Here is an 11,250-nt window from a genome sequence, read left to right on the forward strand (position 1 = left end):
CCCGCGCCGGACGGCGGCCACGGCCATCCTTGAAGACTGGGGCGTCGCCGCGGACGTGTGCTATCGCAATAGAGATCCGCCCTCGGCCACTGGACGACGACGAGATCCAGATCGTCGCGGACGTGGACGATCTGGTGGCGCGGGACCGGTGTTCGTGCGCTGCCGGCGACGACCAGCCGTACTAGCCGGTGATCAACGGGGCCGTCCCCTACTGTTGGGGACGGTCCTGACTGCTGCGAAGAACGGGGAAGTTGATGGCAGTCGAACGGATGCATTGGGCTGACCTGCCGGAGGCCGTCCGGACAAAGGTCGAAGGCTGCACCGGGACCATCCACTCGGCGACGACCATGCCCGAGGGCAGGAACTCAGCGATAGCTACCCTGCTCGACACCAACCGAGGACGAGTCGTCGTGAAGGGGCTGCGCCAAGACCACGCGCGCCGCCGAACTCAGGAGATGGAGGCGACGGTCGGCCCGTTCGTCGCGGAGATCGCTCCCCGCTGCTTGCTCCGGCTGGTCGGCAACGGCTGGGATCTCCTGGTGTTCGAGGCGGTAGAAGGACGGCACGCCAGCTACACACCGGGTTCGCGCGACCTTCCGCTCTTGATCGAGACCATGAAGAAGCTGGGCTCGATCCCCGCTCCCGACCTTCCCCTCAAGCTGGCTGAGCAGCGCTGGCAGCCATACTTCGCCAAGCCCGAACAAGCGCACCTTTTGGCCGGTGATGCGCTCCTGCACACCGACTACGCGCCCGACAACGTCATCATCATCGACGGGCGCGCCGTTCTGATCGACTGGGCCTGGCCGACCAGGGGCGCTGGTTGGGTGGATCCAGCCTGCCTGGTTCTGCGGCTCATGGCCGACGGGCACAGCGCCGCACAGGCCGAAGAGGTCGTGCGCCCGCTCCCGGCATGGTCGGTCGCCCCGCCTGATGCCGTGGCGGCTTTCGCGGGGGCGAGTGCAAACCTCTGGACTGAGATCGCCGGGCACGATCAGTCGTCGTGGACCAAGGCCATGGAGTCGGCCGCGCTTGAGTGGGTCGCCTACCGGGTGGCACGCTGGAAATGACTTGAGTGCGACGACGAAGCGACGGGGCGGGCAGGGTCAGGCATGCGCGGCTCCCTGAATGCGTCGAAGTCGCCGACCTGGACGGCCACATCGGCATCCGGGACTCCGGCGCACTTCTCGCGGACCTGGGTCATAGCCTGAGGTAGTGGAATTCCCCCCGTTCGGTGCGCTTCTGGGACGGCTGCTCGACCATCGGCAGTCGGATATCGGTTCTTTGTCGCAGGCCGCCGGTGTCTCCGAGGCTGAACTCCGAGATGTCATCGGCGGCCTGCGGCCCGGCCCTGAACTGCTCAGGGCGCTGGCTCCGGCATTGGAGCTGCATGCGGCGGACCTGTTCGCGACGGCGGGCCAAAAGGTGCCGGACGACTTGGCTCCCCTGGACGCGTCCGCCATGCAGTACGTCCGGCACCTGGTCGAATATGCGCTCTGCCTTCCGGCGGGCCAGCGAGCCGAGTTGCAACGTCTCGTGCGAGAACTGCCGCAGGAGCCGCGACGGCGCCCGTACGCGCCGTGGAAATGGTTCGACCCGCATAAAGCCGGAGTCGGGGCTCTGGTCGCGAACATGCTGTACGCGAACCGGAACCTGGATTACCAAGGAGTGGTGAGGGCGCTTGCGGGCTGCTCCAACGGCCGCATGTACGTGTCCCCGAGCACGGTCGGGATGATCGGAGCGGGCAGGATCGAGTTGTCCCCCGAAAGGCTGGCCGACCTGTCCACGGTGATCGACATGCCCGCCGGGGATCTCTCCGCGATCACCGGCATCCCGTTGCCGGAAGGGTCTCCTCCCGAGGACCCGGCTGCAGCGGACGTGGCGGCTCTGCTCTGGGAGGTCCGGCGCCTGTCCGCCGGGCAGGTGTGGCGGGTCTGCGTCCGGGCCGAGGAGATGCGATACGCCCTGCCCGCCGACGCCATCGACCGGGAGTTCTACAAGCGGGGCGCATTCCGGATCTCTCGCTACCCACCGGTGAACCCGGATTCGTGACCCACGGCCAGTGCGCCCTGACGACCACATCGGCATTCGCGACGGCAAGGACCCCGGCAACTTACTCTCAGTCGCCAGCATTCCCGTCTGGCTTCTAGGTGGAAGGTCGGGCTTTCCAGTCTCCGTATAGCTCGACATAGGCGCGGCCTGTGGTTCGTCTACCGGTGCTGGTGCCGGTCACCGCGCAGTCGGCCTCGTAGAGGCTGCGGGGTTGGCCGGGAGAGTGCACATCGAGTTCCTGGTCGGTGACGAGCGAGCGGACGTCGAGACGGGTATTTCGGCCAGGAATCTCGACGCGCCAGCGTGTCGGGTAGGTCTGGCCGGTCACCGGACTTGTCCAGAAGTCGCGGGCGTATTCGGCGAGGGGAACGATCGAGGCGACCGTGTGGTGGCCGCCGGGATCGACGATGGTGGCGTATGCCTGGTCTTCGCCGTCCTGCACCAGGTTCCAGACGTTGAGGCGGTCACCGTTGTCGAGGTGGACGGCCATCCATGTCCAGCGTCGGATGCTTTCCCAGTGCCAGGTGCCCCATTGCCTGTCGAGCCAGGACGTGCCGTGAACCCGGTGCGGGCGGCCGTCGATGGTGAGGATTCCGCGCGTCGTCAGTGACGGCAATGAGTAGTAGTAGCTGTGACCGTCCGCGAAGGGGATGAGGCCGGTGCCGCCCGGGTACAGCACCGGGCCGGAATGGCGCAGCGTCATCTCGATGTGCGCGTCGGGCAGGCTCGCGGTGAGGCGCATGGCTCGCATGGGGCCTGCCAAGGTGGCGTCGGGTGTCCGGAGGTCGAGTTCCTCGGTGGAGAACGTCGCCCGGTCGGGTTCGTATCGTTCGACGAGCGCCCTATGTGTCCCGGCGGTCTCGTCGGTGATCGCCGCGTGGACCTCCGGCCCGGCACTGGAGCGGTTGATCGTGACTTCGTAGCCGAACCATCGCCGTCCGGTGGTGACGTGGCCGACGACGTACCACCATTCGTAGGCGGCCTGCGGGTCGGAGGCCTGGTCGGACGGCAGGTGCACGTATCGGGGGAAGGTTTGCCGAGCTGGTGAGCGGTCGGCTCGCGCGGTTCGTCCGGGCCCCAGTGTGGTGAGGACGGGGGCGGCGGTGGCGGCCAGGCCGAGGCCGAGGAGGTTTCTTCTGCTGGTCATGAGCATTGCCCTTCGGACGGTACGGGCGGCTGGGGTCGGCGGGTGCGGGTGGAGGCGATCGCGGTGATCGCGAGGACGCCGACGACGGTCCAGATCGCGGCGGGCATCGCGGCGGTGTAGGCGTCGTGGTCGAACCGGCCGGTCGCCGAGGTGTCGCCGACGCCCGCTTGCAGGACGGCGCCGAGAAGCGTTCCGACCTGGCGCAGGGTGCTGATCACACCGGAGGCGGCACCGTCCATCGCGGGCGGGACGTCGCGCACGGCGAGCGCTTGCGTCAGGGATGCGCCGAGCCGTTGCTGGACGTCGGGGAGCGCGACGTTGGCGATGGTGGTGTCCAGCATCGTCGTGAAGAACGCCACGGGCACCGTGGCCAGGACCGGCCCTGACCGATCGTGTGCCGCACGAGGCGCGCTCGCAACGGCCTGCGAAGCGTCTCGCGATGACGACCGCAGGGTCATGTCGCGGCCGGTTCAGCCGTACGGATCGGATCTGCCGATGATGCGCGTAGGCGGATCAGGACGATGCCGTACCACGCGATCCAGACGACCCAGAGCAGCCATCCGGCCAGACCGAGGAGATCGATCGGTCCGGGGTCGTCGAAGGCCAGCGAGAGCAGAACGGCCGATGCGAACTGGAGTCCGGCGGCCGCGAACCCCAGGACCGCGTGTGACCGGCGGATCAGGCGGGTGCGGAGCCCGGCGAGCGAGAGGCCGATCATGGCGGTGGCGAGGAAGGTGCCGTTCAGCGCGAAGAACGCCTCGTTCAACGACCACAGACCTTGCGTCGCGGACGCGTCCGCCGCGGTGCCGGTCAGTGCGAGGCGGGTCGCGATGACACCGAGGAACGTCGTGTTCTGCAAAAGAAGGCCCGCGAATCCGACGAGCGACCACGCCTCGCCGCGGCGCCGCTCGATCGGCCACAGCGCCGCGGTCGCCGCGGCACCGAACACGGTCGCCAACAGCCACACGAACGGGCCGATCGCGCTGGTCAGTCGGACGATCCCGCTCTGGTCGCCGAAGAAGTCGGCGACCTCTTCGGCGGGTGCGCCGATGAGGGGAGGGCCGGCCGGGGCGAGGACGAGGTTGCCGCCGACGAGCAGGGCGGCGAAACCGATCGCGGCCCAGCCGCCGATACGGGAGAAGGTCATGATGCGTGTTCCTTCGCGAGGGTCGTGTCCGTGGGTTCCGGCCGTGATTCCAGGTTCAGCCTCGGCATCCGGCGTGCCAGAGCGGCGGGCATCCACCAGGCCCAGCGGCCCATGAGCTGCATCGCGGCCGGGACGACCAGGCAGCGGATGATGACGGCGTCCACCAGGATCGCGACGGCCATGCCGAACCCGACCTGCCGCAGGAGCCGTTGGGGGCTGAGCATGAACGCGCCGAATTCGAGGATCATGATCAGTCCGGCGGCCGTGCCGCGTGCTGCGATTCCGTTCCCGGCGGCGACACGTCGTCGCGATAGCCGTCGCCGGTCATCGACACGGCCACCCAGATGCCGGCCAGGACGGCGACCCACGCGCCGAGCGCCGCGAGCCTGCGGCGCTGAGCGAACCGCGCGATCTGGACGATCACGCCGGAGCGCGTCGACTCACGCGCCGCGCTATCGGCACTCATGGACACGCTCCCGGGCTCGCTCCTGTGCGCGGTCCCGGGACTTTGACCTGGCGGCGGCCGTCCGGCACGGCGGCGTGACCGTCATCCGGCGGGCGGCGCGGGTGGAAGGGTGGTGCGTGAAGCAACAAGGATCTGTCATACACGTACTCTATTCATTAGAGAGCACGTAAAGTCAAATGGGAGCCGGTCATGCCCGATGAGCCCAAGAAGCGCCGCTACGACTCGCTGCGGCGGGAAACGCAGGCGTTGGAGACCCGCGCCGAGATCGCGCGGGCGGCGCGCAGGCTCTTCGTCGCGCAGGGCTGGGCGGTCACGACGGTCCGCGACGTCGCCCGCGAGGCCGGGGTCTCCGCTCCGACGGTCTACGCCACCTACAAGAACAAGACCGGCCTGACCCGCGCGCTTGCTGACGCCGCCGGGCTCTCCGCCGACCCCGCGCAGATGCTCGGCGAACTCGAAGACCCGGCCGCCGACCCCGCGGACCAGCTCGCCGCCATGGCCTCCTTCGACCGCCGCCTCTACGAACGCGCGGGCGACATCATCGCCCTGATCCGCGACGCCGGACGCAGCGAACCCGAACTCGCCGACATCTACACCAACGGGCGCAAAGCCGCGGACAGGACCAGGCGGCAGGTGTTCGAGTCCTGGCCGCCCGGATCACTGCGCGACGGCCTGGACCTGCAGACCGCGATCGACATCTACGCCGCCATCTGCAACATCGACAGCTACTCCACCTTCATCAACGAACGCCAGTGGACGCCCGACCAGATCGAACAGTGGTGGCGGGAGGCACTCCCCCGCGAGCTGCTCAACCCCGATCGCCTGCGCCCTCGATCGTGAGACGCCTGGACGACCGTCCCCCGCCTGGCGGCGTCCCGCCGTCCCGCCTGGCGGTGAGGCGCCGCCGTGCTTCTGGCGTTAGACGAGTTCGAGGGGGCGGACGACGTAGTCGGTCGGCGGGCACGTCATCTCGTCGAAGGCGCGTTCCGGGGCCCGTTCGTCCAGCAGAGTGGCGCGGCGGATGCGGTCGATGCGGAAGACGCGGGCGCCGTCACGGAGGCGGCACCAGCCGATCAGGTACCAGCGCAGCGAGACCGCGGTGAACGCGACCGGCTCGACGTCGCGTTCCGTTCCGATGCCCTCGGCGTCCTCGTAGCGGAGCCGGACGACGCGGCGGGCGGACATGGCCTCTTCCAGGACGGCGGGCACCGAGGTGGGCGCGGCGTCGGGCTCGCCCGCGTCCGGCGGCGTCATGAACCGGACGCGTTCGGCCAGCTCGCGGGCCGAGGCGCTGTCGGCCGCCGACATCGCCGCCACGATCTTGTGCAGGGCGGTGCGCGCGGACCGCGAATACGGCGAGCCGCCCGCCCGGGACAGGGTGATCGCGACGGCCACGGCCTCGGCGGGCGTGAAGTTCAGCGGCGGCAGCGTCCGGCTCTTGTCGAGCGTGTAGCCGCCGCCCCGGCCCACGTCCGCGAAGATCGGCACCCCCGCCTGCTGCAACGCGCCGATGTCGCGCTCGATCGTCCGGACGCTGACCTCGTACCGCGCGGCCAACTCCCGCGCGCTGACCCGGCGCGGCGCGCAGGCCCGCAACTCCTCCACCAGTGCGTACAAGCGGTCGGTCCGATTCACGCGCCGACCGTACGCCCCGCCTCCGACATTCCGAGGACCGTCAGAGGCCGCGAAGGAAGGCGATCAGGGCGTCGTTGACCTCGGTGGGGCGCTCCTGCTGCGTCCAGTGGCCGCAACCGGACAGCCAGACGGTGTCGCGGAGGTTCGGCACGAAGTCGCTCAGCGAGCCGATCGCCTTCCGCGCGCCGATGGCCGTGACGTCGCGGTCACCGGCGATAAACAGGGCGGGCGGGCCGATCCGCGCGCGGTGCCACGCGGCGGTGAGCTCCCAGTTGCGGTCGAGGTTGCGGTACCAGTTGACGGGCCCCGTGAAGCCGCTGGACGCGTATTCGTCCACGTAGACGGCGATGTCGTCGTCGGTCAGCCAGCCGGGGAGCTTCTCCGGTTCGGCGAGGGTGTCGAGGAAGTCTCCACCGTCCGGGATGGTCAGCAGGGGCGTGGAGGCGTCCCCGGACAACCCGTACAGAACGCGGCGGAACGTGGCGTCCCGGTCGCGGTCGAAGGCGGCCTCGGGGACGTCCGGCTGCTGGAAATTCACCATGTAGAAGCCGTCCCCGAACAGGCGGCGCATGGCCGCGACCGGCGGCCCGCTGCCACGCGGACGATGCGGGACCGACATCCCGATCACCCCGCGCACCTTGTCCGGACGCATCTGCGCGACCGCCCACGCCACCGGCGCGCCCCAGTCGTGCCCGGCGACGACGGCACGCTCGGCGCCGAGAGCCGCGATCAAGCCGACCGCATCCCCCGCCAGGTGCAGGATCGAGTACTGGTCGACGTCCGGCGGCCCGCCCGTCCGGGCATAGCCGCGCTGGTCCGGAGCCACGGCGTGGAACCCGGCCTCGGCGAGCGCCGTGAGCTGGTGCCGCCACGAATACCAGCACTCGGGGAAGCCGTGCAGGAGCAGCACGAGCGGCCCCTCGCCCGCCTCGGCGACGTGCATGCGCAGCCCGCTCTCCGACTGGACGAAGCGATGCGTGATCTCGGTCATCGGTACCCCAGGATCGTCAGAGTCGGGCGCGGGTCCAGGCGAGGAGGTCGTCGGCGGGCAGGGTGTTGACGATCTGGGACTCGGGGACGGCGCAGCGCGCGGCCCGTTCGCAGCCGTAGGGCTGCCAGTCGAGCTGGCCGGGGGCGTGGGCGTCGGAGTCGATCGAGAAGCGGCAGCCCGCCTCGACGGCCAGGCGGAGCAGGCGTTTCGGCGGGTCGAGGCGCTCCGGACGCGAGTTGATCTCCACCGCGACGTCATAGGCGGCGCAGGCATCGAACACAAGCGCCGCGTCGAACTCCGACTCGGGACGCAGACCACCGCGCTTCCCCCCGGCCTTGACGATCCGTCCGGTGCAGTGGCCCAGGACGTTCACGCGCGGATTCGCAATGGCCGCGACCATGCGCTTGGTCATCGCGACACGATCCATGCGGAGCTTGGAGTGGACGCTGGCGACGACGACGTCCAGCCGATCGAGCAGGTCGGGATCCTGGTCGAGCGTCCCATCCTCCAGGATGTCGACCTCGATACCTGTGAGGATGCGGAAGGGCGCGAGCGACTCGTTGAGCTCGGCGACGGCGTCGAGCTGGCGGCGGAGGCGTTCGGCGGACAGGCCGTTGGCGACCTTCAGGCGCGGCGAATGGTCGGTGAGGGCGATGTACTCGTGGCCGAGGCCGCGCGCCGTTTCGGCCATCTCCTTGATGGGCGAGCCGCCGTCCGACCAGTCGCTGTGGGTGTGCAGGTCGCCCTTGAGGGCGGAGCGGATGGCGGCCGCGGTCTCGTCCACGGGCCCGCCTTCGGTGGCCTCAAGTCGGCGCAGGTAGACGGGGGTCTCGCCGCGCAGCGCCTCCTCGATCACCAGGGCGGTGACCTTGCCGATGCCGGGCAGGGCGGTCAGCGTGCCCGCGCCCGCACGGGCTTCGAGGTCGTCACGGGACGTCCGCTCGACGAGGTCGGCGGCCGTGCGGAAGGCCCGCACACGGTAGGTCGGCTCGTGGGCGCGCTCCAGCAGGAACGCGATACGGCGCAGGGCTTCGACGGGCTCCACGCATCGCACCGTACCCAGGTATGACATGACGTGTCCCACCACGGTGTCATCCAGACTGCTCCGGAGCTTCTCTAGCCTGGGCTCATGGCCGGGGAGAGCGCTCTGCTGAAGTGGGTCCTGCGGGACGTGCTCCTGGCCGCCGCGGTGACGGGCCGGGCCGACCCGGCGCCGCTCGACCGGCCCTGGCCGTTCGTGCTCAGGTGGACGACGTACATCGGCATCGGGCGGGCGCGGTTCGGCGTCGTGGTGAACGTGGTCGGGGTCGTGCTGACCGTCGTGATGATCGGCGGGACGATCTCGCTGCTGTCGGACGAGTCCATCCGGCGCGGCACCGAGATGTCCGGCGTGACCGAGCTGTTCATCGCGCTCGCCGTGACGGCGCCCTTCGCGCTCCGCGACCTCCACCCGCTCGCCGCGTGGCGGTGGAGCTTCCTCGGCACGGCGCTGGTCGACGTCGGCGGCTGGCTGAGCACGCCATACGTCCCATGGGGCGCGATCACAGCGCTCGCCTGCGTGTGCACGGTCGCGATGCGCTGCTCCCGCGACGTCACGCTCGGCGTCGCGATCTTTTCTTTCGCCGGAGTATGGCTCAAAGACCCGGAGACGGCGCTCAACGCGTCGATACTGCTCGTCCCGCCGCTGGCGGTGGGGTACGCGGTCCGGCTGCGGCAGACGTCGCGGCGGCAGCTGGCCGAACAGCGGTTGCGGCTCGCCTTCGAGGAGCGGCGGCACCAGGACGCCGAGGCGGTGCTGACCGAACGGCAGCGGATCGCGCGGGAGCTGCACGACGTCGTCGCCCACCACATGTCGATGATCGCGATCCAGGCGGAGGCGGCGCCCTACAAGGTCGAGTCGATACCGGACGAGACGCGCCGCGACCTCGCCGAGATCCGCGCCACGGCGCTGGACGCCCTGACGGAGCTGCGCCGGATCCTCGGCGTCCTGCGCTCGGAGGACGGCGCCGAGACCGCCCCGCAGCCCGGCCTCGACCGCCTGGACGACCTGGTCAACAACGCGAGGGCGGCGGGCCTCCACGTGACGACACGGCTGGACGGCGACCTCACCGGCCTCCCGCCAGGCGTGGGCCTGACCGCATACCGGATCCTGCAAGAGGCGCTCAGCAACGCGATGCGGCACGCGCCCGGTTCGCAGGTGCACGTCGATGCGTCCCACGCGGACGGCATAGTGTGGCTCGGCGTCGTCAACGGACCACCCGCGAACGGCCAGCCCCCAGGGCCAGGGCTCCCGGGCGGAGGCCACGGCCTGATCGGAATGCGTGAGCGGGCCACCGCACTCGGCGGCGACCTGACCGCCCGCCCCACACCGGACGGAGGATTCGCCCTGACCGCCAACCTGCCGGTAGAGACTCCCTCACGCGCGCGGGACACGTCGACACCTGCGCGGGACGCGACGTGACCATCCGGGTCCTGATCGTCGACGACCAGGGCATGGTGCGGACCGGGTTCGGTGTGCTGCTGAACGCCCAGCCCGACATCGAGGTCGTCGGCGAGGCCGTGAACGGCGAGGAGGGCCTGCAGCGCGTCGCCGCCCTCCATCCCGACGTCGTGCTGATGGACGTCCGCATGCCGGTCATGGACGGCCTGGAGGCGACCCGCCGCATCCTCGCTGCCGCCACCGAGGACGCCCCGAAGATCCTCATGCTCACCACGTTCGACCTGGACGACTACGTGTACGAGGCGCTGCGCGCCGGGGCCAGCGGGTTCCTGCTGAAGGACGCGTCCGCGACGGAGCTGGCGGACGCCGTCCGGATCGTGGCGGCGGGCGACGCGCTGCTGTCGCCGTCGATCACTCGCCGCCTCATCGCGGAGTTCTCGCGGCTCGGCGGGCCGCGGGCGCCGTCCCGCACGCGGCTGGCGGAGCTGACGGAGCGGGAGACCGAGGTCCTGACGCTGGTGGCGCGCGGCCTGTCCAACGGCGAGATCGCGCAGAAGCTCGTCGTCGCCGAGCAGACCGTCAAGACGCATTTCGGGCGGATCCTGATGAAGCTCGATCTCCGGGACCGTCCGCAGGCGATCGTCTACGCCTACGAGGTCGGGCTGGTCCGCCCCGGCGACTGATACTCAGGTTTCGCCCCTGCTACCGGAGTCGCACCCCGGAAGACCACACCGCCGGTTGATCCGCGCTACGGCGTCCGATTCCTACCTTCCTGATCAGTGCTTCACCCCCACTGACCAGGAAGGACATTCCGGATGCCCAGCGTTCGCAAGGCCGCGGCCATCGTGTCCATCCTGGCGGTGTCCGTGTCGGCGGCCGCCGCGACCAGCGACACGGACATGTACCCCGCCCCACCCCCGGCACCCGCCACGACATCGGCGACCCTAGACCTCCGCTATCAGGCCACAGCCCGGGAGATCAAAAGCGCACTGGCGACCGCCCAACGCATCCACGACAGCGACCGGACACACGCCCTGACCGCATTCATCAGCAACACACGACGACGACAGTTCCTGTCATTCGACCCCCGAGGCCGAGGACGGGTCGTCGAGGTCCTCGGCGACCTACGGCACGCCGACCGGATCGCCGTGGTCGTGCCCGGCGCCGACAACTCGCTGGCCAACTACGACTCCCCCAAGTTCGCCGGCGGCGGCAGCCGCGCGCTCTACCGGCAGGCCCGCGCCACCGCTCCCGGAACACAGCTCGCCGTGATCGCCTGGCTCGGCTACGACTCACCCGGGTCGCTCAGCACCGCCGTCCTGAGCAGCGAACGGGCCGAGCAGGCCGCCCCCACCCTCCGCCGCCTCCTCACCAC

14 protein-coding genes are annotated in these 11,250 nt (G+C 70.1%); 6 read left to right on the forward strand and 8 right to left on the reverse strand.

Annotation, left to right across the window (positions count from 1 at the left end; genetic code table 11):
• Positions 1–254 precede the first annotated feature (254 nt).
• Both E1264_RS17130 and E1264_RS17135 read left to right on the forward strand, forming a co-directional pair.
• Entirely contained in the window at positions 255–1,067 is an 813-nt protein-coding gene (locus E1264_RS17130) for an aminoglycoside phosphotransferase (protein WP_132174596.1), read from the forward strand.
• Between the two features lie 145 nt (positions 1,068–1,212).
• Positions 1,213–2,049: a hypothetical protein gene (locus tag E1264_RS17135; protein ID WP_132174598.1), complete on the forward strand. Its 837-nt coding sequence runs from the start codon at positions 1,213–1,215 to the stop codon at positions 2,047–2,049.
• Between the two features lie 94 nt (positions 2,050–2,143).
• Here the strand turns inward: E1264_RS17135 and E1264_RS17140 are convergent, their stop codons facing one another.
• The 5 genes from E1264_RS17140 to E1264_RS44645 form a co-directional block, all read right to left on the reverse strand.
• A complete protein-coding gene (locus E1264_RS17140; RefSeq protein WP_165964216.1) occupies positions 2,144–3,196 on the reverse strand; it encodes a carotenoid 1,2-hydratase in 1,053 nt (350 codons plus the stop codon).
• Positions 3,193–3,555, reverse strand: a complete 363-nt coding sequence (locus E1264_RS17145; protein ID WP_132174602.1) for a hypothetical protein — start codon at positions 3,553–3,555, stop codon at positions 3,193–3,195. Before E1264_RS17145 ends, E1264_RS17140 begins: the two co-directional genes overlap by 4 nt.
• 95 nt (positions 3,556–3,650) lie before the next feature.
• Positions 3,651–4,343 carry a hypothetical protein gene (locus tag E1264_RS17150; protein ID WP_207935972.1) on the reverse strand — a complete coding sequence of 231 codons (693 nt, stop codon included), beginning with the start codon at positions 4,341–4,343 and terminating at the stop codon, positions 3,651–3,653.
• Positions 4,340–4,591, reverse strand: a complete 252-nt coding sequence (locus E1264_RS17155; protein ID WP_207935973.1) for an MMPL family transporter — start codon at positions 4,589–4,591, stop codon at positions 4,340–4,342. The genes E1264_RS17150 and E1264_RS17155 overlap by 4 nt, the downstream gene beginning before the upstream one ends.
• Positions 4,592–4,593: 2 nt before the next feature.
• On the reverse strand, positions 4,594–4,809 hold the full coding sequence (locus E1264_RS44645; RefSeq protein ID WP_207935974.1) for a hypothetical protein: 216 nt from the start codon (positions 4,807–4,809) through the stop codon (positions 4,594–4,596).
• Positions 4,810–4,998: 189 nt separating this feature from the next.
• On the opposite strand from E1264_RS44645, the gene E1264_RS17160 reads away from it, so the two are divergent.
• Positions 4,999–5,649 carry a TetR/AcrR family transcriptional regulator gene (locus E1264_RS17160; RefSeq protein WP_132174606.1) on the forward strand — a complete coding sequence of 217 codons (651 nt, stop codon included), beginning with the start codon at positions 4,999–5,001 and terminating at the stop codon, positions 5,647–5,649.
• Between the two features lie 78 nt (positions 5,650–5,727).
• On the opposite strand, the gene E1264_RS17165 is transcribed toward E1264_RS17160, so the two are convergent.
• From E1264_RS17165 to E1264_RS17175, 3 genes are read right to left on the reverse strand one after another with little or no spacing between them, the layout of a single operon-like run.
• Positions 5,728–6,444, reverse strand: coding sequence for a YafY family protein (locus E1264_RS17165; protein ID WP_132174608.1), 717 nt, complete (start codon positions 6,442–6,444; stop codon positions 5,728–5,730).
• A 40-nt stretch (positions 6,445–6,484) separates the two neighbouring features.
• The gene (locus E1264_RS17170; protein ID WP_132174610.1) at positions 6,485–7,435 is read right to left on the reverse strand and encodes an alpha/beta hydrolase; all 951 of its coding nucleotides are present in this window, start codon (positions 7,433–7,435) and stop codon (positions 6,485–6,487) included.
• Between the two features lie 16 nt (positions 7,436–7,451).
• Positions 7,452–8,480, reverse strand: a complete 1,029-nt coding sequence (locus E1264_RS17175; protein WP_207935975.1) for a PHP domain-containing protein — start codon at positions 8,478–8,480, stop codon at positions 7,452–7,454.
• A gap of 84 nt (positions 8,481–8,564) precedes the next feature.
• Between E1264_RS17175 and E1264_RS17180 the strand changes: the two genes are divergently transcribed.
• The 3 genes from E1264_RS17180 to E1264_RS17190 form a co-directional block, all read left to right on the forward strand.
• The gene (locus E1264_RS17180; protein WP_132174612.1) at positions 8,565–9,896 is read left to right on the forward strand and encodes a histidine kinase; all 1,332 of its coding nucleotides are present in this window, start codon (positions 8,565–8,567) and stop codon (positions 9,894–9,896) included.
• Positions 9,893–10,558, forward strand: a complete 666-nt coding sequence (locus E1264_RS17185; protein ID WP_132174614.1) for a response regulator transcription factor — start codon at positions 9,893–9,895, stop codon at positions 10,556–10,558. Before E1264_RS17180 ends, E1264_RS17185 begins: the two co-directional genes overlap by 4 nt.
• Positions 10,559–10,690: 132 nt before the next feature.
• Positions 10,691–11,250 (forward strand): alpha/beta hydrolase (locus tag E1264_RS17190; RefSeq protein WP_243710977.1); only part of this gene is annotated, 560 nt, incomplete at its 3' end.

Origin of the sequence: Actinomadura sp. KC216 (genome assembly GCF_004348535.1) — a bacterium.
Classification (GTDB): Bacteria; Actinomycetota; Actinomycetes; order Streptosporangiales; family Streptosporangiaceae; genus Spirillospora.